Source organism: Corynebacterium sp. CCUG 71335 (assembly GCF_024454075.1).
Taxonomy (GTDB): Bacteria; Actinomycetota; Actinomycetes; order Mycobacteriales; family Mycobacteriaceae; genus Corynebacterium; species Corynebacterium genitalium.
The window spans coordinates 153228-175449 of the sequence record NZ_JAGPYY010000004.1 but is presented as its reverse complement, the minus strand read 5'-3'; the positions used below and the strand labels follow the sequence as shown (position 1 = coordinate 175449).

At 62.4% G+C, this 22222-nt stretch carries 22 protein-coding genes; 4 read left to right on the top strand and 18 right to left on the bottom strand.

Translation table 11 applies throughout. From position 1 onward, the window contains the following. Nucleotides 1-21: 21 nt before the first annotated feature. On the bottom strand, nucleotides 22-1479 hold the full coding sequence (gndA, locus tag KBX19_RS04780) for an NADP-dependent phosphogluconate dehydrogenase (RefSeq protein ID WP_255997690.1): 1458 nt from the start codon (nucleotides 1477-1479) through the stop codon (nucleotides 22-24). Nucleotides 1480-1600: 121 nt separating this feature from the next. Here gndA and KBX19_RS04775 point away from each other — a divergent pair, with 121 nt between their 5' ends. Beyond that, complete coding sequence (locus KBX19_RS04775; protein ID WP_255997689.1) at nucleotides 1601-2038, top strand: PaaI family thioesterase; 438 nt, start codon at nucleotides 1601-1603, stop codon at nucleotides 2036-2038. Between the two features lie 8 nt (nucleotides 2039-2046). Here the strand turns inward: KBX19_RS04775 and KBX19_RS04770 are convergent, their stop codons facing one another. Then, nucleotides 2047-3120, bottom strand: coding sequence for a magnesium and cobalt transport protein CorA (locus KBX19_RS04770; protein ID WP_005290189.1), 1074 nt, complete (start codon nucleotides 3118-3120; stop codon nucleotides 2047-2049). 109 nt (nucleotides 3121-3229) lie between these two features. Further along, nucleotides 3230-4630: an NAD(P)/FAD-dependent oxidoreductase gene (locus KBX19_RS04765; RefSeq protein ID WP_005290188.1), complete on the bottom strand. Its 1401-nt coding sequence runs from the start codon at nucleotides 4628-4630 to the stop codon at nucleotides 3230-3232. A 175-nt stretch (nucleotides 4631-4805) separates the two neighbouring features. Here KBX19_RS04765 and KBX19_RS04760 point away from each other — a divergent pair, with 175 nt between their 5' ends. After that, nucleotides 4806-6086, top strand: a complete 1281-nt coding sequence (locus KBX19_RS04760; RefSeq protein WP_370686998.1) for a class I SAM-dependent methyltransferase — start codon at nucleotides 4806-4808, stop codon at nucleotides 6084-6086. A 79-nt stretch (nucleotides 6087-6165) separates the two neighbouring features. Here KBX19_RS04760 and KBX19_RS04755 read toward each other — a convergent pair whose 3' ends face one another. Next, the gene (locus KBX19_RS04755; RefSeq protein WP_255997686.1) at nucleotides 6166-6861 is read right to left on the bottom strand and encodes a YceI family protein; all 696 of its coding nucleotides are present in this window, start codon (nucleotides 6859-6861) and stop codon (nucleotides 6166-6168) included. Nucleotides 6862-6900: 39 nt separating this feature from the next. Continuing rightward, the gene (locus KBX19_RS04750; protein WP_005290182.1) at nucleotides 6901-7239 is read right to left on the bottom strand and encodes a hypothetical protein; all 339 of its coding nucleotides are present in this window, start codon (nucleotides 7237-7239) and stop codon (nucleotides 6901-6903) included. A gap of 148 nt (nucleotides 7240-7387) precedes the next feature. Between KBX19_RS04750 and KBX19_RS04745 the strand changes: the two genes are divergently transcribed. Further along, complete coding sequence (locus tag KBX19_RS04745) at nucleotides 7388-7771, top strand: RNA polymerase-binding protein RbpA (RefSeq protein WP_083770293.1); 384 nt, start codon at nucleotides 7388-7390, stop codon at nucleotides 7769-7771. Here the strand turns inward: KBX19_RS04745 and KBX19_RS04740 are convergent. The 6 genes from KBX19_RS04740 to KBX19_RS04715 are packed head-to-tail and all read right to left on the bottom strand — an operon-like array spanning nucleotide 7768 to nucleotide 14123. After that, nucleotides 7768-8775 carry a polyprenol monophosphomannose synthase gene (locus tag KBX19_RS04740; RefSeq protein WP_005290178.1) on the bottom strand — a complete coding sequence of 336 codons (1008 nt, stop codon included), beginning with the start codon at nucleotides 8773-8775 and terminating at the stop codon, nucleotides 7768-7770. The genes KBX19_RS04745 and KBX19_RS04740 overlap by 4 nt on opposite strands. Nucleotides 8776-8824: 49 nt before the next feature. Then, a complete protein-coding gene (gene lnt / locus KBX19_RS04735) occupies nucleotides 8825-10426 on the bottom strand; it encodes an apolipoprotein N-acyltransferase (RefSeq protein ID WP_255997685.1) in 1602 nt (533 codons plus the stop codon). Continuing rightward, nucleotides 10386-10901, bottom strand: coding sequence for an FxsA family protein (locus KBX19_RS04730; RefSeq protein ID WP_255997683.1), 516 nt, complete (start codon nucleotides 10899-10901; stop codon nucleotides 10386-10388). Before KBX19_RS04730 ends, lnt begins: the two co-directional genes overlap by 41 nt. A 9-nt stretch (nucleotides 10902-10910) precedes the next feature. Next, entirely contained in the window at nucleotides 10911-12227 is a 1317-nt protein-coding gene (locus KBX19_RS04725; protein ID WP_255997681.1) for a lipase family protein, read from the bottom strand. Nucleotides 12228-12261: 34 nt separating this feature from the next. Then, nucleotides 12262-12999: an SDR family oxidoreductase gene (locus KBX19_RS04720; protein ID WP_255997679.1), complete on the bottom strand. Its 738-nt coding sequence runs from the start codon at nucleotides 12997-12999 to the stop codon at nucleotides 12262-12264. Next, complete coding sequence (locus tag KBX19_RS04715; protein ID WP_255997678.1) at nucleotides 12996-14123, bottom strand: Xaa-Pro peptidase family protein; 1128 nt, start codon at nucleotides 14121-14123, stop codon at nucleotides 12996-12998. Before KBX19_RS04715 ends, KBX19_RS04720 begins: the two co-directional genes overlap by 4 nt. A 24-nt stretch (nucleotides 14124-14147) precedes the next feature. Here KBX19_RS04715 and KBX19_RS04710 point away from each other — a divergent pair, with 24 nt between their 5' ends. Continuing rightward, the gene (locus KBX19_RS04710; RefSeq protein ID WP_255997677.1) at nucleotides 14148-14702 is read left to right on the top strand and encodes a serine protease; all 555 of its coding nucleotides are present in this window, start codon (nucleotides 14148-14150) and stop codon (nucleotides 14700-14702) included. Here the strand turns inward: KBX19_RS04710 and KBX19_RS04705 are convergent. The 7 genes from KBX19_RS04705 to KBX19_RS04675 are packed head-to-tail and all read right to left on the bottom strand — an operon-like array spanning nucleotide 14699 to nucleotide 22206. Beyond that, a complete protein-coding gene (locus tag KBX19_RS04705; RefSeq protein ID WP_255997676.1) occupies nucleotides 14699-17455 on the bottom strand; it encodes an RNA helicase in 2757 nt (918 codons plus the stop codon). The genes KBX19_RS04710 and KBX19_RS04705 overlap by 4 nt on opposite strands. Before the next feature lie 10 nt (nucleotides 17456-17465). Further along, the gene (tatC, locus tag KBX19_RS04700; protein ID WP_255994961.1) at nucleotides 17466-18392 is read right to left on the bottom strand and encodes a twin-arginine translocase subunit TatC; all 927 of its coding nucleotides are present in this window, start codon (nucleotides 18390-18392) and stop codon (nucleotides 17466-17468) included. A gap of 29 nt (nucleotides 18393-18421) precedes the next feature. Further along, nucleotides 18422-18697 (bottom strand): Sec-independent protein translocase subunit TatA, encoded by a 276-nt coding sequence (gene tatA / locus KBX19_RS04695; protein WP_005290161.1) that lies wholly within the window; start codon nucleotides 18695-18697, stop codon nucleotides 18422-18424. A 40-nt stretch (nucleotides 18698-18737) separates the two neighbouring features. Then, a complete protein-coding gene (locus KBX19_RS04690) occupies nucleotides 18738-19679 on the bottom strand; it encodes a YafY family protein (protein WP_005290160.1) in 942 nt (313 codons plus the stop codon). After that, nucleotides 19669-20613 (bottom strand): WYL domain-containing protein, encoded by a 945-nt coding sequence (locus KBX19_RS04685; RefSeq protein ID WP_255997674.1) that lies wholly within the window; start codon nucleotides 20611-20613, stop codon nucleotides 19669-19671. Before KBX19_RS04685 ends, KBX19_RS04690 begins: the two co-directional genes overlap by 11 nt. Then, entirely contained in the window at nucleotides 20606-22021 is a 1416-nt protein-coding gene (pafA, locus tag KBX19_RS04680) for a Pup--protein ligase (RefSeq protein ID WP_255997673.1), read from the bottom strand. The genes KBX19_RS04685 and pafA overlap by 8 nt, the downstream gene beginning before the upstream one ends. Further along, entirely contained in the window at nucleotides 22021-22206 is a 186-nt protein-coding gene (locus tag KBX19_RS04675; protein WP_255997671.1) for a ubiquitin-like protein Pup, read from the bottom strand. The genes pafA and KBX19_RS04675 overlap by 1 nt, the downstream gene beginning before the upstream one ends. Between the last annotated feature and the right edge of the window lie 16 nt (nucleotides 22207-22222).

Below are 22222 nucleotides of genomic sequence, written 5' to 3'. Positions count from 1 at the left end.
GAAGTGTACAGCCCTACCGGGCTAGTACGTGATTTCCTCACGCTCACCGGACCACGTGGTGTGGTAGGTGCCCTCCATGTCCACGCGCTTGTAGGTGTGGGCGCCGAAGAAATCGCGCTGGCCCTGGATGAGAGCAGCCGGTAGGCGCTCCGCGCGCAGCGAGTCGTAGTAGGACAGGCTTGAGGCGAACACCGGGATCGGCAGACCCAACTGGGTGGCAATGATGACCACACGACGCCAGGAATCGACAAGGCCCTTCTCCAGCTCAGACTTGAAGTAAGGGTCGAGCAAAAGCGACGGCAGCTGCGGGTCGTTGTTGTACGCCTCGGTGATGCGGTTGAGGAACTTCGCGCGGATAATGCAGCCACCGCGCCAGATCGTCGCGAGGTCTTGCGGCTTAATGCCCCAGCCGTACTCCTGGGAGCCAGCGTTGATCTCGTCGAAGCCCTGCGCGTAGGCCACAAGCTTGGAGGCGTACAGGGCGCGGCGGACATCTTCAACGAACTGCTGCTTATCGACGCCGAGCGTCTCTAGCAACGTGACCTCACCCGACGGCAAACCCGTGTCCTGGACGGCCTGGCGTTGCGCCAGCGCCGAGGACAGGGCGCGGGCGAAGACGGCCTCCCCAATGCCCGTTGTGGGCACGCCAAGGTCGAGTGCTTCCTTCACAGTCCAGCGGCCGGTGCCTTTCTGGCCAGCGGCGTCGACAATGACGTCCACCAGCGGCTTGCCCGTCCTCGCATCGACCTGGCGCAGCACCTCTGCAGAGATCTCGATGAGGTACGAGTCCAGATCACCCTGGTTCCACTCGGCGAAGATGTCTGCCATCTCAGCCGGCTCGATGCCCGCCGCGTAACGCAGCAGGTGGTAAGCCTCGCCGATGACCTGCATGTCGGCATACTCGATGCCGTTGTGGACCATCTTCACAAAGTGACCAGCACCGTCAGGGCCGATGTGAGTCACGCACGGCACGCCATCGACTTCAGCAGCGATGGATTCCAGCAGAGGACCGAGGGTCTCCCACGACTCTTTCGGGCCACCCGGCATGATCGACGGCCCCTTCAAGGCGCCCTCCTCGCCACCGGAGATGCCCGCGCCGACGAAGTGGCGGCCCTTCGCTGCGACCTCTTTCTCGCGGCGGATGGTGTCGGTGAACAGAGCGTTTCCGCCGTCGATAATGATGTCGCCATCGTCCATGGCCTCAACGAGCTGATCGATCACCGCGTCAGTGCCAGCACCGGCCTGCACCATGATGACCGCCTTGCGCGGACGCTCCAGAGACGCAACGAAGTCCTCAATGGACTCCGAAGGGATGAAGTTGCCTTCGTGGCCGTGCTGCTCCATGACAGCCCGGGTCTTCTCAGGTGAGCGATTGTAGATAGCTACCGTGTGGCCGCGGGAGGCGAAGTTGCGGGCCAAGTTGGAGCCCATCACAGCCATGCCCACGACGCCGATCTGCGCAAGATTCTCGTTAGTCATGCCCAAAGCATACGCAGGCCAGTCGGTCCTACGCAGGCGATGGGCCATATAAGAACCCTTTAAATACAAACAGATCTATAACCGCGCACGCGATCTAGTTTCGTTGGTAAAATCTCTGGCCATGGAGATGGATTTCAGCAAACTCATGGAACTACGCGACCGTCAGCTCACCGACGACGAACTGGCATACCTGAACGCTCACCACGTCGAATTCGACAGCTTCATCGGGCTGCACTTCACCGCTTTCGGCCCGGAGAAGATCACCGCGACGGTGGAAGCGGATCCGCGCCACCACCAGCCCGCCGGCCAGGTCAACGGTGGGGTGTTCTGCGCCATCGGAGAGAGCGTGGGCTCTTACGCTGGGTACGCCGCCGCGGGCGCGCCCGTTGTGGGCATGAACAACAACACGGATCTGATCCGCAGCGTCACCTCCGGCACGATCGAGGCTGAAGCATCGCCCGTCCACCTGGGCCGGCGCACCCAGATCTGGCGCATCGAGATGAAGCAGGAGGGCAAGATCGTCGCGATCACCACCCTGCGCACCATGGTGATGGCCTAACAGCTGGGTTAGAGCCAGTTGTTGCGGCGGAACCACCAGTACATGGCCACGATGGAGCCGAACATTACCACTAAGACAACCGGATACGCATAGCGCCACGACAGCTCTGGCATGTACTCGAAGTTCATGCCGTAGATTCCGGCGATCATCGTCGGAAGGGCCGCCATACCCACCACGGCTGAGATCGTGCGCATGTCGGAGTTCTGCTGCATGCTCACCTTGGCCACGGACGCGTCGAGAAGCGAGGAAAGCCGCTCATCGAATCCGTTGACGTTGTCGGTGACAATCATCGCGTTATCCTGCACGTCACGCAGGTAAGAGCGGATCTGCTTGCTCAACAGGTCCTTGTGCAGGTTCAGTCCTGTCTTCAACGCGGGACCCAGCGGGTCAATCGCGTGGCGCATCTCCAAGATCTCACGCTTGTAGGAGTAGATCTTGTCGATGTTGATCTGCCGGCGCGGAGTGAAGACTTCGTTCTCCAGCTCATCGACGTCTTCGCGGAGGAAGGTCGTGATCATGGCGTAGTTCTCTACGACGTGGTCTGCGACCTTCCAGGCGACGGCAGCGGGTCCCAGCGCGGAAATCTCCGGGTCTTCGACAAGCTCCTGAGTGAGGTTCGGAAGCTCCGCGTTGTGGCGGATTGTGATCACGAAGTTCTCGCCGATGAGCATCTGCACTTCACCGGTCGAGATGATCTCGCGCAGGTCAGTGACCTCTTCGTCGTCGCGGTACTCAATCGTGCGGATGACCAGAAACAGCTGATTGTTGTAGCGTTCCACCTTCGGGCGTTGGTGGGCGCTCACGGCATCTTCCACAATGAGATCGTGAATGCCGAACTCTTCGGCGACCTTCTCCATCTGCTCCACGTTGGGCTCGCGGAGGGACAACCACACGTAGCCGCTCTCAGCTTCATTCACTTTCTTGAGAGCGGTGGAGTAGTGGCAGCTGCCAGGTTCAAGTTGACCATCCACAATCACGCGGCAGAAGTCGATCGAACGTTCCACCGGGACAGGGATAGGTTTCTGGGTCGCCTTTTCTGTCTGCTTCGACTTTCCCAGGGAAAGCGGGTTCTTCGGTACCAAGGCAACCCCCTTTGGGCAGATCTATGAACTGGATGAACGGACAGAATCATACGCCCGCCACCGGGTTCGGGGGAACCTGGGGCGGGCGTAGGGGAGAAGAAGGGCGAACTTAGTTCTCGCCGTTGGTGTCACGCACCTCGACGAGGTGCTCAGCCTCCTCCGCGGCGTACTTCTCCAGGTTCAGCAGGGCAGTGCGGCCGTGCATTTGCTGCTGGGTCGCGGCGAGGTTGTAGCGCTTGGGGGACAGGGCGTTGAGCGTCCAGGTGAACATAGACACGATGCGGTTGCGCTTGGACACGAGGAAGGAGACGTGGACGAGCAGCCACATGATCCAGCCCAGGAAGCCGGCGATTTCTACCTTGCCCATCTTCACCACGGCGTGGAAGCGCGAAACGATGGCCATGGAGCCCTTGTCGAAGTACTCAAACGGCTCGCGCTGGTCCGGCTCCTGGTCATTCTCCACGCCATCCTTGATCGCCTTAGCCGCGTACTCACCGGTCTGGATCGCCACCTGAGCCAGGCCCGGCAGCTTGTCCAAATTCATCATGTCGCCGACGACGAAGACATTGCGGTGGTCGCCCACGGAAAGGTCCTTGTTCACCGGGACCTTGCCGGCACGGTCGACCTCGAGGCCGGCCTGGTCGGCGACGAGCTTGCCCAGCGGGGAAGCGGCCACACCCGCGGACCAGATCTTGGTGTAGGACTCGATCGTCGTCTCTTCCTCGGTCTCCATGTCCTTGTAGGTCACCGAGGTCTCGTCGATGTTGGTCACCATCGAGTTGAGGTGGACCGTCACGCCGATGCGTTCGAGCTCGCGCTGCGCCTTGCGGCCGAGGCGCTTGCCGAAGGGCGGGAGGACCTGGGGTGCGCCGTCGAGAAGAATGATCTTGGCGGAGGAGGGGCGGAAGTGCGAGTACTCGTTGCGGAAGCTGCGGTGCGCCATCTCGGCGATCTGGCCGGCGAGCTCGACACCGGTCGGGCCCGCACCGACGATGACGAAGGTGAGCAGGCGCTCGCGCTCGGCCGGGTCCTCGGTGACTTCGGCGCGCTCGAACGCGGTGACGAGGCGGGAGCGGATCTCCAGCGCGTGGTCGAGCGTCTTGAGTCCGGGGGCGAACTCGGCGAAGTGGTCGTTGCCAAAGTAGGACTGGCCGGCACCGGCGGCGACGATGAGAGAGTCGTATTCGTAGGTGTAGGTGTACGGACCCTCTTTGCAGGTGACCGTCTTAGCGTCGAGGTCGATGTCGGTGACATCGCCGCGCATGATGTCGGTGTTCTTCTGCTTGCCCAGGATCTGGCGGGTGGAGGTAGCAATCTCGCCCGAGCCGAGAATGCCCGTGGCCACCTGGTAGAGCAGCGGCGGGAAGAGGTGGAAGTTGGTGCGGCTAATCAGCGTGACGTCAACGTCAGCGCCGTCGAGTTCGCGTGCGGCAAAAAGGCCACCGAAGCCGGAACCAATGATCACGACATGGTGGCGGTTACCTGCGGGGCGGTACGGTTTGTCGGACATGTATGAACTCCTTTTAGCCTTCTAGAACAACGTTGTGCGGATCCGCCATGAAATCATACGCGGGTTTGCAGCAAGTGCGCGCCGTGGCACCGCTACACCGCTGCCACGGCGGTCTATTCTAAACGGCGTGCCCGACAATGCTTCCTATCGTCCCCAGTTAGACCACTTGGCAACTGTGGATCCCGCGCAATGGCCGAGCATCGCGCACGTTCCGTCTGGGCGTGCGATGGGACTTCGGTCGCGGCGGGCGGAGGCGAAGTTCGCGAAAGCGTGCATGCAGGCCGGCCTCGATCTTGATCCGAACGGTCAGCCAGACCTTGTTGTCGATCACGAGGCCATGTTTGCCCGCATCGCCGCTCACGGTTGGATTGGGCTGGCGGAGGCCTACATGGCAGGAGAGTGGCGCACGCAGACCCCGGTAGCGCTCATCAAAGTGCTCTCCGGCCTGATTGAATCGGGGTACAACCCCCGAACCTCGAGCGCGAAAGCGGATACACGTTTTATCGGTGGGGATGTGCCGCCAGAGCTCGTCGCCCGTTACGCCGGGGACGGGATGAGCTCTTTCGCCGGCCATTTCTCAACAGGGGTGCCCACGACGGAGCGCCGCAGCGTCAAGTCGTTCTCGCCGAGCGCGGGCAAGCGCGGGGAGCCGGCCAACTATTTCGTCTCTGTGACGAATTTCAGCGAACCGTTGAGCACGGAAAAGCTGGATCTTGCCGACGCACAGCGCAGAAGCGTCGGCATGCTTCTCGACGCCGCCGGTGTCCACGCCGGCTCCCACATAGCGGAACTTCCCAGTTCCGGCGGGGCAGTGGCTATAGCGGCGGCCGGAAGGCAAGCCACGGTGGATTCGCTCGTAACAGATCCCGGTACCGTACCGGGGCTGCGCGAGCGCCTGACTCTGGCGGGAGTCGACGACAGCGTGCATATCAACGTCGTACAGAGCGTCCAGCAAGCACTCGCACGACGAGAGGGGCGTTATGACGCAGTTGTTTCCGTCGAGACTCTCGAAACCCTCCCGATGCGTCTGCGCCCCACATACACCGCAGTCATGGACGAGTTGCTCACACGGGGAGGCCGTGCCGTCATCCAAACTGTCGTGGCGACAGAGAAGCTCACCCCGGTCGCTGCGTCATCTCTGGAATCGCTCCGCGCCTATGTCTGGCCCGCGTTGGAGTACGGCACGAAGGAGTCGCTGCGCAGGCTCGTCGATAAGCACAGCGGCTTGCGCGTCATCGGTGAGACGCACGCGCCGGAGCACCTCGCATTGTCCTTGGGACACCAACGCACGACATTTCAAGGGCAGCTACGCGAGGCGGCGGCCGACGGATTCGATGCGGTGTACCGGCGCCTGTGGACGTGGCAGCTTGCCCTCCGTGAAGCGCTTGCGCGGTTGGGGATGCTCGATGCGGTTCAGTACACGCTTGCGCACAAGCATCGCCGGGGAGTGCGGTAGGGGCAACGTCGAAAAGCGAGCGGAGCTAGGCGCGCGTCCTACTTGACATAATGTACATTATCGGACAAAAGGGGATGTTTTACTGCTTATCCATCTTGAGGCGGATATTGATCTCGCCTTCTTCCGCAATCTTCGCAGCCACGAACTCCGGCGTTTCCACGCCATAGTCGAGACGGTTGAACGGAATGTCGGCGTGCACGATCACGTTGTCTTCCGTGCGCAGCGCGTTGAACTCCTGCGTGATCGTGTTTGTCTCCCCGTGAATGGTCATGTCACCCGTGAGCGTGACGGTGCCGATACTGCCATCGTCCGGAAGCTGCGAAACATCAACGGGCTCCGTCAGGACAAATGTCGCTTCCGGGTACTCCTCCGTGTGGAGGATGCTCCTCCGCACATTAACGTCACGGACCTCGCGATCCGTGACGATATTAGTCATATCCACAGTCACCTCACCGGCGGTCAGCGTGCCGGCCTCGATGGTCATTTCACCCGTGACAGCTGGCGTAGAGCCGGATGTGACGCGCTCATCGCCCGGTAACAGCTCACTAAATGTGAACCCAGCGGACGTCGCATTCTTTCCCATCTGGTTGCTGACCACCCAGTGCCCGTCCACATCGGTTGTCGCGGCTTTGGCACCACTGTCGTCAATGGGCTCGGTCTTGATGCCAGGCGAGTTGAACAGCGCAAAGACGAGCGGAACGATCGCTACCAGAGTGAGAGGAATGATCACCGCCAGACCACCAAAGAACACGATCTTCTGGGTGCGTGTCTGCATGACTTCCCCTCTTTCTGCTTGCAAAACTTCTCAAAACTTCTAGTGAAGCTTTTCGATTCTCTTAGCCATGGTAACCAGCTCATCGCACAAGGACTCAATCTCGTTGATGTCTGCACCCTCAGAGACAGCCGTGGCGATGTCCTCTGCCGCGCAGCGCAGCGCGAATAACCGATCGCGCAGAGTGTCGTCGTTGTGCGGACGCGCGCGGCCCGAACGCCCAAGGTTGCCTGGGACATTGTGCCGCCGCTCGTAGGCGCGCTGCTTGCACGAATCGCTGCAGTACTTGCGGCGGCGGCCGCGCCCCTGCAGTTGTTCAACGGGAGCACCGCACCACAGGCAGGCGCCCGGTTCGTCCTTAGTGTGAAGTGGCTGGTTCATGATCGGATCACTTGTGATCGTAACTGCTGGAACAAACGGTGTGGGTGAGCCGTTGCTATGGGTGGCCGTTATACTTTGAAGATTGCATGGGGCTGCACGACCGCCCCGCAAGCTTCTACAGACCAATAGATGAAGGGACAGATGCAGCATGGCTGATCGGGTACTGCGTGGTAGCCGGATGGGTGCAGTGAGCTACGAGACGGATCGTGACCACGATCTCGCCCCCCGCAGGATGGCGAAGTACCGCACCCCTTCCGGTGAAGTCTTCGAGATCCCGTTCGCAGACGACGCCGAGATCCCCGAGGAGTGGCCGTGCAAAAACGGCCAGACCGGCACCCTCATTGAGGGCGAAGGTGTAGAGTCCAAACCGGTCAAGCCACCGCGCACCCACTGGGACATGCTGCTGGAGCGCCGCACCATCGATGAGCTCGATGAGCTGCTTGAAGAACGCCTAGAGCAGCTGCGCAAGCGCCGCCGCAACGCGGCACGCATTGCTAAGGAGCAGAAAGAAGCTCAAGAGAACCAGGCTTAGTGGCGGTTGTTCACCAGCCGCTGCACCTCATACTTCGCCAGACGCGCCCCCTCTTCCACGAAGCCGACAAGACTGCGGCCCAAGGAAGCCAGGGGGCGCGTGTCTACTTCGTCAGAGTTCCGCTTGAGCTCGTATGCCAGCAGCTTCGAGCCTTCTTCGACCATGTCGCCGGCGACAGAAAACGCACCGGTGATCTTGCCCGGGATCCGCTGCACTCCCAGTTGTTCAAGCTCGTATTTACCCAGGCGTTTCAGCTCATAAGCCATCTCCTTCGCCTGACTTGAGCGGCGCGTCCAACCCCACTTGGTCACTTCGGTCAGGGAGTCTTTGGCAAAGCTGGCGTCCAGCTTGGATTCGCCGAGCTCGCGGTCGACGAAGGTGATGGGCACCTCGCGCACATCGAAGCCTTCCTGGACGACGACATCGGCGATCTGCACCTGGAAGATATAGCCCTTGCGGGACAGGTCATCGAAGTCAATGGCTTCGAGCACCTCGCGACGGAACGCGCGGTAGCCAGCAGTCATGTCCGCAATCTCGTCGCCGAGAGCGATGGAAATATAAAGATTGCCCAGCTTCGACAGGTAGAAACGCTCCTTCGGCCAGTTCACCGCTTCCCCACCAGGGACGTAGCGCGAACCAATGACCAGATCTGCACCCTTATCCACCGCATCCAGCAGATCCTGCAGCTGCTCCGGCGCGTGGGAACCATCCGCGTCCATCTGGCAAATGACTTTGTACTCGCGCTCAAGCGCCCACTCGAAGCCTTCACGGTATGCGCCCAGCAGGCCCGACTTTTCCTCGCGGTGGGCAACGTGAACGTGCTCGTCCGCCGCAGCGAGGGTGTCCGCCTTGTCACCGGTTCCGTCCGGGGAGTTGTCGTCGACAACGAGGATGTCCACCTCCGGCGTGGCGGCACGGACACGCTCAACGATGCGCGGAAGGTTCTCCAGCTCGTTGTACGTCGGGATGATCACCAACGTGGAGTCACTGGGTTTGTCAGCCACAGGCACGGTTTCTCCTTATTACCAGGGATGTCGTTTCTCTCGTGTTTCTCTAGGCAGTGTACCCGCGTCGCGCGCCGATCATGGATGCGGCCATCACCGCGACTCCCCCTGCAACGAGCAGCCACTGCACCCACTGCCCATAGCGCACGGCAAATGTCACGGAATCACGCAGCGGAAGCTTTTCGACGAGATACCCCGGCTGGAAGATCTCCGTATGCTGCGACACCGAACCATCCGGGTGGACAATCGCAGAGGCGCCGGACGTGGCAGACACGACGACGGCCCGGTCGGTCTCCATCGCGCGAATGCGGCTCATGGCTAGCTGCTGGTAAGTCATGTCCGTGAACCCGAACGTAGCGTTGTTCGTCGGGGTAGTCAGGATCTGTGCACCAGCCTTCACCGCATCGCGGTAGGCCATGTCGAATGCGACCTCGTAGCAGGTGGCCACGCCGACAACGTGGTCGCCCATCCGCACGGTGCCGTTGCCGTCACCGGGCTTGAAGTTGCCAGCCATGTCGACATACTCGGAGAAGTTCCGGAAAAAATCACGGTAGGGCATCCATTCGCCGAACGGCTGCAGATACTTCTTGTGGTGGTAGTCCCCTGGCCCGTTGTCTGGGTCGAAGATGACGGCAGTGTTGCGATCGCCGACCTCGTCCTTTGTCAAGGTGCCCACCAGAGTGGGCGCATCCGCCTCTGCCACGGCGCCGGAGATGCGCTCGAAAGCTTCATCGTCCGCGAAGGGGTTCACATCAGAGGCGTTCTCGGGCCAGAAGACCATGTCGACGCTCTCCCCTTTCCCGTGCACGTCGGTGGCCATCTCTTTGGTCACGTTCACGTGGTTGGCCAACACCGCGCGGCGCTGCGCGTTGAAGTCCAGGCCCATGCGGGGAACATTGCCCTGAATTGCGGCGACAGTGACCTCCCCTGTTGTCGGGGCGTCGCGGTTGACGGCCAGGCCCGCGATCATGCTCGTGGAGATCATCAACCCCGCCACAACCATCGACCAGGCGACCACACTCCCCTTCGGCGACCACTCGACGCGAGAGAGAAGCCCATGCACGCAAGCGGCTATAGACGCACTGAGCAGCACAGTCGCGAACGTGATCAGTGCGGGGCCACCCCACGGCGCCAAGTTGGCCAGCGGGCCATTGATTTGCCCCCAGGCCAGACGGACCCAGGAGAATCCGCCGAAGGGGAACGAGGACAGCGCGTACTCGACGGCGACGTAGACCAGAGGGAACGCGAGAAAACCGAAACGCCACCGGGCAACAAGAGCGCCGAACGCGCCTGTGATGAGCGAGTAGAGAGCGCACGCCAAAGACAGCGCGATCCACGGCAATGCGCCCACAAACTCACCCACCCACGGCAACAACGGCAGGTAGAGGCAAACTGCGTGAACGTACCCAAGCAACGCGCCACGGCCGGCGGTCGGTGCGGCAGCTTTATCGGTGGCGGTAACGAACGGCCACGGCATCAGCGCGAAGTAGAACAGCGCCACGCCGAAAATCGCCGCCCAGAAGTGCCCGTGCGGTTCATGGGAGAAGTACACCAGCACTCCCCCTGCGCCAGCCAGCAGCAGGCGGCCACCAGTGACCACCGCATTCGAGTTAGCGCTCACTCGGTCCTCCGAAGTCTTCCGGTCGAGCATCACGCGACCACTTTTCAATCTCTTCAGAGTCGATCACTTCTTCCGAAGCCGAACCATCACCGAAGGTGCCGTAGGAGGTTGCGTGTCGCTGCATATTGGACACGTCGTATACCTGGGCACCAAACGTCTCTACGCGCTTGCGCAGGGACGCCGCCATGGACTGACGGATGAGGTCACGGGTAGGGCGGAACAGCAGCAGGACACCGACCGCTGAGGTGATGTACCCCGGAATGACAGTCAACGCTCCCCCAGCCATGGCAAGGGCGGTGCCTCCCGCAAACTGGCCAATGCTGGCGCGCCCGTGGGAGGCGCGGGCGACCTCAGCGCGCATGGCTCCGGAAGCACCCACGGCGCCGACAATCATGAGAATGAAGATGCCGGCTAAGGCCCATCCGACTCCGATGAGCTGGCTCACACCCCAGAACGCGAGCGCCTCGAGGATCAGGTAGATCAGGAAATAAGCGGCATAGGGCATGCGGCCAGACTACCTGCCTGAGGCCCCAGAACTCTCAATCTGCCGGATCAACCATGTTGCATCGTCGTGCATCCAGATGAAGAACGGCACGAGGTGCTTGGCTACGTCGAAACGCAGCAGCGGGAACAGGCGCCGCGTGGTCAGCTCAATACCCCAATCGCGTGCCAGTTTCTCGGTTGAGTGGTACGCAATGATGTCGTCGTGAACGCTTGCCCACAGGCGCGTCGGAACCTGCGGAGAGGTGTGGCCAAGGAGTTTGTCGCCGATGAGCGAGTTGGTGATCGGCAGCTCCTTGATCACGTCGACGAGCTTGCGGCCATCGGTGGTCCACGTCGTGGTGTCTTGGCGGGCGCTATGGGGCATCGCGCCGAGCACGCACCGGGTACGTGCCAGCCCCAGCAGTTCGCCAGCGCTCTCCGTGAGGTGTGGAAGAAGCTCCCCTGCAATCTCGGGGTACGAGGCCATCATTCCGTCGAGCGCGTACGGCAGCACGAACGTCGCGGTTTCGCCGTCGACGTGGTTGAGAATGTCCTCGAGGTCTGACGGCGGCGCGCCGCACACCGCGGCGACAACCGGAATGTCGGGGGCGTACTCGGGCTCCTCGAGCGCTGCAGCGACGCACCCGCCACCCTGGGAGAACCCGGACAGGCCTACGCGGTCGCTGGTGACGTCGAGGTGCTTGGCGGCACGGAGGGCGTCGTAAAGCGAATGCGCCCCTGCTACGTGGTCGCAGTAGAGCTGCTTGCCTGTTTCCGGATCCCGCGGGTAGTCGGTGACCACCACATGGCAGCCGGCGGCGACGTACATGTTCACTGCGGGCTGCTCGTACGCGGAAACGATGTCGAAGGGCCACCGCGCGTCGAGGAACATGCTGAAGGAGTACGACGGATCACAGTGGCGCGCCGTGCCCTGCGTTCCGGGCGCGAACCCGATAACGGGACGCGGGCCTGTTCCCTGCCACGGATTCTCCGAGCGGATCACGGCGGCCGTGGCGGACAGTGGGCGCCCGTGCGCATCCGTCGTCGCGTACTCGATCCGCCACATCGTGCCCTTATTCATGTCCGAGTTCAGCCCGAGTGCGCGAATCTTCCCGGTGCGCAACAGCTCTCCCCCGGTGGCACCGGACAACCACTGCGGCGGCTCGAACTCGGGATCGGTGACGGGGCGGTTGATGATGTCTTTCGCTAGATCCACAAACAGCGGCAGCCATGCCCGCGTGACCAGTCCTCGGGTGCCTGATTCCCGAGAGTTCTTCCACAGATGACCAGCGGCAGCAGCGGCCCCGAGACCGGCTACCACACCGACAATGTTGCTCTTCTTGCCCACGTTTCCTCCCTTGTCGCACCAGTTTTGCCGAATTCTACCGTGGCATATGCCTCCAGATCGGGCGCGGAACAAAGCGCATGATCCAGGCCAACACCTGCAGCTGACGGGGAATCCAGACAGTGCGGCTGCCCTTCTTTTGCGCTGCGGCAATGACCGCCTCGGCGACATCCTCCGGTATCACAGACAGGGGTGCAGGCTTCATGCCCTCGGTCATGGAACCGATGACAAAACCCGGCCGCGCCGTGATCAGCTTCAGCGGTCCGCCATGCAGTTTGTCCGCTAAGCCCTGGCAGAACGCGTCGAGCCCGGCCTTGGTCGACCCATACACGTAGTTCGCGCGCCGCGCCCGCCATCCTGCAATCGACGAGAACGCGAAGATTTCCCCGCGGTGCATGGCATCTGCCAGCACAGTGAGCATGTTCACCTGCGCGGTGTAGTCGATCATGGCGATTTCGGCTGCATGTGCTTCGTCGTGCTCCGCGCGCTGTTGGTCACCGAGAATGCCGAAGGCCACAATCGCCGTTGTCACCGGGCCAGCTGCGTCTACGAGCGCTCGGTGCGAAGAGAGGTCCGTCGCTTCGAAGGGGACGCTACGTACACTCGTGGCTCCCGCATTGCGCAGTCGCTTTTCGACGTCTTCCAGCGTCTGTGGTCTCCGGGCTGCCAGAACCACATCGCGACCGGAACAGATGCGCACAGCAATCTCCCCGCCGATGTCGCTGGTCGCGCCGAGGAGCAGGATGGTGCCGGCGCCCGGTGTGGCCTGTGTCATGACTGCAAACCATAGCGGAGTTGGCGGGCAGCGTTGTTGAGGCGCCGGGCGCCGCCGGCTTCCAGCACGACAATGTCTTCGATCCTCATCCCCCACTGCCCGGGCAGGTAGATCCCCGGCTCGATCGAGAACACCATGCCTTCTTCGAGAACCGTGTCGCTGCCCTCGATGATGAACGGTGCCTCGTGCAGGGCCAATCCAATCCCGTGACCGAGCCGGTGGGAGAAGTTCACTCCGTATCCGGCGTGGTTGATGATGGAGCGTGCCACGGCATCGAGCTCCCCCGCCGTCATACCGGGTCGTGCAGTATGAACGGCTGTGTCCTGCGCGGTGCGGAGCACGTCATAGGCACGCTGGAACGAGGGGTCTTGAACGGTTCCCGCCACGTAGGTGCGGGTGCAGTCGGAGTGGTAGCCGGCGCCGACGGAGCCGCCGATATCCACCACGACTGGGTCGCCGTCCTCCAGTACGCGGTCTGAGTGGTCGCGGTGAGGGTTGGCGCCATTCGGGCCCGAGCCGACAATGACGAAGTCCACCGATGCGTGTTCACGCTTGATCAATTCGGCGAGGTCCGCTGCTACCTCGTTCTCGGTGCGGCTGGGACGGAGCAGGTCCGGGACCTGCTCGTGAACGCGGTCAATGGCGGCAGCTGCGAACTCCAGCTGCGCGATCTCATCGGTGTCTTTCACCATGAACAGGTCCGGCACCGCATCGTCGATAAGCACGGTGTCTTCGACGACCTCCATGAGGCGAAGCACGTGGTCGGCAGTCAACGATTTGCCCAGCGCCACCGTGCCGCCACCGAGGTGCGCCGCAACGATACGGTAGGGATCGTGCCCGTCACGCCACGTGTGCAGGGTGATGCCCAGCTGCTCCACGAAGGCCAGGTCGGCAGCATCCGTGGCCGGGGCGATGAGCGTGGGGGCGCCCAGCGGAGAGACGACAAGCGCGGTGAGACGCTCATGCGACTCCGTCCACGAACCAGTCAGAAATGCGAGTTCCGGACCAGTTCCCACCACTACCCCGCCGAGTCCCCGCTGCGTGCACAGGGTTTCTGCGCGCTTGATGCGATGCACGTACACGGCGGGCGAGAAATGCGTGGGAAGAGCATTCATGCCCGCCATTGTAGGTGGATAGGATGGGCGGCAATGTTTCCCGCTTCGCTTGTCCGCATCTCATCTGGGTCTGCTTATTGCTCGGGCACGCTGCTCGATCCTGAGACGGTGCTGACGTGTGCGCACTTCTTCCGGGAGCATCCCACAGGAGCCACGGTGAAGGCGCACGGCGCTATCCGAACCATTAGGCAGGTCAGAGCCGTGCCGGGCACAGATATTGCCATCGTGACCGTTCGTCCTTTTCGGAAGTTGTCGGCTGAGACCTTCCCGCGGATCGTTGAGGGCGCTGCGCCACGGATCGGCACCCCAGCCGTCACGTTCGGGTTTGGCGGACGCGCGCGGAGGATGCAGGCGCGTCCAGGCCTGTGGTTGGGCACGATTCCTATGGCGATGTCGCGGTCTCGGGCCACGCGCGTGCGGCCGGCTGGGCTGGTCTTCAACACGAAGCCCGCAGTCAAGGGCGATTCCGGCGGCCCGGTCATGGTCGGCGGGAGGATCGTTGGAGTGCAGTCGCTGATCCTCGACCCGTTCGGGAAGAATCTCCGCGTGGCCACGGTGAACCTGCTCCCAGAAGGGACGGTGCGCTAGTTGCCGATCGCCACCACACCGCGCCGGATCGCGTCGACTGCCCTGCGGGCGCTGTGCTTGATGTCGGCGGAGTACCCGGTCTGCACAATTTGTTCCAGGAGGTCGATGACCTGGCGCGACCAGCGTACGAAGTCGCCCGGTGTCAGCTCCGCACCAGACTCGGCGGCCGCGGCAAGCGCGTAACCCAACGGTGCGCCGGCAGTCCACTGGTGCATCGACAAAGCAAAGCCAGGGTCCGGGATGCCCGTCGGCGGCAGGCGGTGGCGCTGCTCGTCGCTAGCGAGCTCGCCGTGAATGCGCATGGTGTCGTTCATCGCATCTGCCATCCGGTCTGTCGCGGCCTCCGGGTACCCGCCGGTCGACTTGCGGTTCTCGAACACGCACATCGAAACAACTCCAGCCAACTCGGCAGGATCGAGGTCATCCCAGATCCCCCGCTTCAGGCATTGGGCGACCAGCAGGTCGGAAGGATTATGGATGCGTGCGAGACGCTCGCCTTCGTCGGTGACAGTCGGTTCGCCGTCGACAAGCTCCACGTAGTCCATCTCCGTGAGCAGGCCGATGATGCGTTCAAACATGCGCCCCAACGTGTCCGTTTGCTTATCGACGCTTTTCTGCGCCCGCTCCAGCGACCTTTCCTCACGCACCAACTCATCTCCGAGCCGAGCGAGCTGCTCCCGCTGCGCAGCCGGCCAGGAGTGCACCGGGTGGGACCGGATCGCATCGCGCAGTTCGAGCATGCGTTTCGACGGCCGGTTGCGCGCCTCCTGCTTCAACTTCTTTGGCGCGTTGAAGCGGCTGCGGGAGAGCTCGCTGACCACCTTCCGGGTGTGCTTGCGCGGTTTGTGCGCGATGTCTCGCGGCACCTTGATGCTGCCGACCACGACAGGGGCGTTGGCGAAGGCGGAGGCGTCGATGCGTCCCGACCAGCCGCGTTCGGTGGTGATCCACGGCCGCGGGTCATCCTTCTTCCCTGCGGGCGCAACGACAGCGGCGAGTTCCGGACGGCGTTTCGACGGCAAAGCGATGACATCACCGATCTGCAGCCGGCCTAACACGGCCTGAACTTCTTGACGGCGCTCAGTAATGGAGTCCTTCTTGTTGCGCTTCTCTTCCTCTGTGAGGTCCCGGCGCAGGTTCATGTACTCCATGAGGTCGTCGCTGACGTCGGCGCCTGCGGCGTCGATAAGCTCAGCGCGCAGCGTGTCTACCTTGGCGCGCTGGCGCTCGATGGTGCGCACCTCGCCGACGACGGAGCGGTCGGTTTGGAACTGAGCGAAGGACTTCTCGATAAGTCGGATTGAATCTTCAAAGCCGTTCATCTGCAGCATGTTGATGGCCATGTTGTAGCCGGGTGTGAACAGCGAGATGAGCGGGTAGGTGCGGGTGGAGGCGAGACCGGCGACTTCCCGGGGATCCATCGCTGGCGCCCATTGCACGACGGCGTTACCGATCGTGTCGATCCCGCGGCGGCCTGCACGTCCCGTCAACTGGGTGTACTGCCCCGGAGTGAGATCCACGTGGGCATCGCCGTTGAACTTGACCAGTTTCTCTAAGACCACGGTGCGGGCCGGCATATTGATGCCCAGCGCGAGCGTCTCCGTGGCGAAGACAACACGGACGAGACCTTCGACGAAGAGCTGCTCCACGATGTGTTTGAACGCTGGCAGCAGGCCCGCGTGGTGGGCCGCAAATCCGCGCGACCAGGCTGTACGCAGTTGGCGATAGTTCAGTACCTCGAGGTCTTCTTCGGGGATGCCCTCCACACCTTCGTCGGCGATCTGCTTGATCCGCTCGGCTTCCTCCTGCGTGGTCAGTTCCTTGCGGGAGCGCAGGCATTGAAACAGCGCGCCGTCGCAACCCGCGCGGGAGAAAATGAACACGATGGCGGGCAGCATGTCCCGGCCACGCAGCGCCTCCACGACCTCGGGACGTCCGACTGGACGGATCCGGTCCTGGCCCCGCGGTGCGCCACTGCGGCCGCCGCCAGCACGCGAGCGGAAGCCTTTGCCCTGGCGGAAGTCGTCGCGGCCTTCATTGGCGGCGCCGGACTCGAGCCGCTCAATAGCGCGCTCCAGATCCTTGTTCACGTTGCCGGGTGCTTCGACCGCGCCCGGCTCGAACAAAGGCATGATCTTGCGCTGCACCATCATGTACTGGTTAAGCGGGACTGGGCGTTTCTCCGAAACGATCACGGCCGTGTCGCCGCGGACCTCGTGTAGCCACTCGCCGAACTCTTCCGAGTTTGAGACCGTGGCAGACAGACCAATGATGCGAGCAGACTCGTCGAGGTTGAGGATGATCTCTTCCCACACCGCACCACGGTCGCGGTCAGCGAGGTAGTGGATCTCGTCCATGACCACGTGCGACAGGCGGTCGAGCGCGCTCGACCCGGCGTAGATCATGTTGCGCAAGACCTCGGTAGTCATGACGACGATCTCCGCGTTGCCGTTGATGCTCACATCACCCGTGAGCAGGCCGACGGCATCCTCGCCGTGCTCCCCGACGAGGTCGTGGTACTTCTGGTTGCTGAGCGCTTTGATCGGAGTGGTGTAAAAGCACTTCGTCCCGCGCGACAACGCCAGCGAGACCGCGAACTCCCCCACCACGGTCTTTCCGGAGCCCGTTGGGGCGCACACCAGCACCCCGCGATCCTCCTCCACCGCCTGGCACGCCTCCACCTGAAAGTCATCGAGGGGAAACGACTTAGTGGCGCGGAATTCATCCAGGTGCGTGTGGAGCGTCGAAGACATGGCTACCACCCTAGAGCACGTCGTCGAAATAGCCCGGTTTGTTGAAGTCGTCTACGGGTCGAGGGGCAGGTGATGCCACCGGAGTCGGAGTACTTACGGGAGCGGCAGCGCTAATGGGCTCGGCAGGAGCGATGGGGCCGGAAGCTTCGTCGTCACGCATATCGCCCCAGTCCCCGGTCTTCTTCTTGCGGCGCTTGTCGTTGATGCGGCAGAACTGGAACGCCATTTCCACGAGGAAGCACAGCGACAGGGCGAGCACGATCATGGAGAACGGATCCTGGCCGGGCGTCATGAACGCCGCGAAAATGAACAGGGCCACGATGATGATCCTGCGCTTGTCTTTCACCTGCTCGTACTCGAGCAGCCCGGCAAGGTTGAGCATGATGATGATCAGGGGCACCTCGAAGCTCACGCCGAAGATGATGATCAGTGCGAGGACGAAGTTGTAGTACTCGCCACCGGACAGGGCGCTGACCTGGTACTCACTACCGATCGACATGAGCACGTAGAGGCCCTGGTCGACGATGAAGTACGCGAGAACTGCGCCGGCGACAAAGAGCGTCACAGCGAAGGTGACAAACGACATCGTCCAGCGCCGCTCATTCTTATGCAGGCCCGGAGTGATGAACGCCCAGATCTGCTGCAGCCACACCGGAGACGACAGCACCAGACCCGCGAGGAAACCCACCTTGAGACGCAACATGAACATCTCGAACGGCGAAGTAGCGATGAGACGGCACGAACCGTCAGAGGTCAGATCCGCCCGCAAGTGCTCCGGCAGAGAGCAATAGGGACGGCGAATGATCTCGCCCAGCGGCATCGTCGGCCCAGGCGCCCACTGGTACCAGATGAATCCGACGATGGTTCCGACGACGATGGCGATGAGCGACACGACTACGCGTCGGCGCAGTTCCTGCAGGTGCTCCGTGAGGGTCATCGTGCCCGCGGAGTTCTTGCGGGACACGGCTAGTTAGCGGGGCGCTGCTGGTTCTCCGGCTGGTCCCAGAAGCCCTGCTGCGAGTTGGGGGGCTGAGTCGACTCGGCGCCCGAGGTCAGCTCACGCTGAGGGTTCGCGACAGACTCCTTTGCAGCCTTGTCGTTGTTCATCTCGTTGACCTCGGACTTGAAGATGCGCGCAGAACGGCCCACAGAGCGAGCCAAGTCCGGAAGCTTTCCAGCTCCGAAAAGCAGGAGGATGATGAAGACGATCAGGAGGATTTCCATCAGGCCAAGGTTTGGCATGGGAGTTCCTTTCATTCAAGGGCTTAAAGCGCGTGTGGCTCTAAGCATAACGCTCAAGGGCCGCAGAACTGCGACCGGCGACCTCTTCGGCAATATGAGTCGGCTCCACAACGCTCACTCGGTCGGCCTGGCTGAGGCAGAAACGAACCATCCAGTCGTCGCTGCCGTAGGGCATGGAGGCCTCGACCCACTCACCTTCGGTGAGCGCCGTGGGCTCAGTCTCGTGCAACTCGATCTGCCAGTAGTCTGCCAGCCACGTCGCGTCACTGCGGATGCGCAGTGTGGCGACGTTCTCCTGCCCGAACCCGAAGGGGTCTGCCGCGTCGTAGTCGCGGTGGGCAGACGGGGCGGCGGGGACGTCGAGAAGCGATGCGTCCTGGATACGGTCCAAGCGGAAGGTTTTCGGTGAGCCGTCCTCGAACGCCGACAGGTAGGTCGCACCGTCACGGTGAAACATGCCCACCGGGGAGACCGTGCGCGTACGCGTCGTGTCCGAGGTGGCCGAGTAGTAGGTGATCTCCAGCATGCAGCGCTGCGTCAGCGCCTGGGACACCATGCGTGCCGGTCCGGGAGTCTCCGCATGGTCGGAGTCGGGAACACCGGCATCGTGCATGACGTCCCGGAGTTTCTGCGCGGCGGACGCCACCGCGGTTTGATCCACGAGACCCGGCATGGTTTCCAACGATTCCAGGGTGAGCAAGAGGGCATTCGCTTCCGTAGGCGTGAGACGCAGCGGCGCGTTCAACCCTTGATCTTCGATGAGCGTGATGCCAGTCCAATCTGCGGAAAGGTCGATCATCTCGCCCGGTCCTTTACCCACGCCCGACATCTGCAGCCGCTTCAGGTCCTCCATGACCTCGGTGTGCGGATACCCCAGGTTGCGGGCGATCTCCATTGGCGTCGCATCCGGGTGTTGGTGCAGGTACGGGATCAAGTTCAGAGCGCGGACGAGTTGGCCGAGCTTTTCCGGGCTATCTTTCATTCTGCGCCTCCTGAGTCGCACTCAATAGCTTGACGACGTCCTCGCGCACATCTCCCGGCAACTCCACCACCGCATGCGGAGCGAAGCTGGCGGTAGTGCGCACCAGCCAGTCACGCTCCACGTCGACGAGACGGAAACGGTTATCACCGAGATCTGTAGCTTTCGCGACGAGCTCCCCCGCCGTTCCCGGGTCAACGCGCACCACCGCTTCTTTCACCGTGGGGCCGCGTAGGGAATCCTCAACGATCTGCTGGACCGGGCGGTCTGGCAGGTGGAAATCCCCTGCGGGCACGTCACGCACTTTCCGGACCTCGCTGACGCGCACCGCCCGGAAACTGCGTTCAGCTTCGCGTTCCACGTCGTAGCCGACGACATAGGCGCGGTTGTTCAGCGCGATGAGCCCCCACGGGTCCATCGTGCGCGTTTGCGGCGGCGCTGTCGGAGAGGGCTGGTAGGTGAAGCGCATCCGGGTGCGGGAACGCACGCACGCGGTCACGGCCGCGACGACATCAGTGTCGAGCCGGGAAATGTCATTGTCCAGCGCGCTAATCGGAGCATCGTCAAATGCCCGCATTGCACCGCCCGCTGCGATCTTGGTCCACCCGGAGCGCGCGAACGCACCCAAGCTTCCCGACGTCCCCAAGTCCCCCGCCAGCCCCAGCACGTACGCTTCTTCCTCGGTGAAGCTGATCGGCGGAAGTTCGTAGGAGTCTTTGTTCACCCATACCAGCCCGTTCTCACTGCGCGCGGGAACGCCAGCCCGGCGCAGTGATTGGACATCGCGCTTGAGGATGCGCGCCATGGCGGTATCCGTCTTGTCTTCGTAGCCGTCAACATGCGTGCGGATCCACTCGATATCACGCGGCTTATTCGACCCCAGCAATGCGAACGTGAGGTTGGTCAGCCGCTGGATCACACGCGCGTCATTAGCCACGGATTCCCCCTTGTGCGTTGCCAAGCACCTCGCGGTTCTCGCGCATGTACGCCACGAGCTTATCGACGCCTACGTCCTCCGTCGCGAACGGATCCTGAACATCCACCGTCTGCGGCTCTGGGCGGTCTACCTTCATGTGCACCCAGTCGACGGTGTAGTGGGCGCCCAGCTCACGGGCCGTATCGAGGAACTGTGCGCGCAGAGTGGCGCGCGTTGTTTCCGGCGCGGTAGCCGCAGCCGCGGCGATTGCCTCGTCGGTGGTCCACCGCTGGACTAATCCTTTATTTTGCAGGTGGTAGAACAGCCCGCGGCGCGGGCTAATGTCGTGGTACGCCAAGTCGATCTGAGCGAGCTTCGGGTCATTCCAGTCCCCGCCCAAGCGGTCGCGGTAGCGCTCAAGCAAGTTGCGTTTGATCACCCAATCGATCTCGCCAGAGACTGGCTCGAAGTTCTGCGTCTCGATGGCCGTGAGTGTCCTGCCCCACAGCTCCACGACCTTCTCCAACTCAGCATTCGGCGTGCCCTCGTCCTGGCGCTGGGCGAGCCAGCCCTTCGCGGCCTCGAGGACGGCCTGCTGGACCTCGAGCGCGGTCACTGTGGTGTCGTCTTTGAGCGCGAGTTCTGTCTGGCCGGTCGGGTCGAGCGCGATCTGTTTGATGTGCTTAATCGGCTCGGCCACGTCGAAAGCCGGTATGTCCCAATCCGCTTCGAGCATCTCGATGACCAACTGCGTCGAGCCGATCTTGAGAGCAAAGGAGGGCTCCGCCATGTTGGAGTCACCAACGATGACATGCATGCGGCGGAACCGGCTCGAATCCCCATGGGGTTCGTCGCGGGTGTTGATGATCGGGCGTGTCCTCGTCGTTGCTGACGAGACTCCCTCCCACACCTGATCGGCGCGCTGCGAGATGACGAAACGGCCGTTCTTGATCATGCCCGCACCGCACAGCAGCTGCCGGGTGATCAGGAACGGCAGCAACCGCTTGCCGAAGTTCTTCAGCGACAGCTCTCGGCTGATCAGGTAGTTCTCGTGCGTACCGTAGGAGTTACCTGCAGAATCAACGTTGTTCTTGAACAGGTACACGTCGCCGCCGATGCCTTCAGCCGCGAGGGTCTGTTCCGTCTGGGCGGCGAGATCGTTGAACAGTACTTCACCCGCTTTGTCGTGGTTGAGCAACTGGGTGAGCGAATCGCACTCCGCTGTCGCGTACTCCGGGTGCGCACCGACATCGAGATACAGACGGGCCGCGTTCTCTGTGAAGATGTTCGTGCTCTTGTACTGGGCCACGACTGGCTTGAACAAGTACCGCGCGATCTCCTCCGGCCCTAAAACCGCCTTGCCGTCACGGATGGCGGTCAGCCCGAATTCAGTCTCCACGCCCATGATGCGGCGCGGATACACCGTCATTACTGGCCGCCCTTTTGCACGTAGGAACGGACGAACTCCTCGGCGTTGTTATCCAGCAAAGAGTCGATTTCGTCGAGCAGGTCGTCGGTGCCTGCGGTGTTGACATTGACCTGGCCGGCCTCCTGGCCGGTGCCCTCCTCGTCGGACCCGCCGCCGGAGTGGGTGTTCATCTGTTCTTGAGCCATAGCTCTACCCTACTTA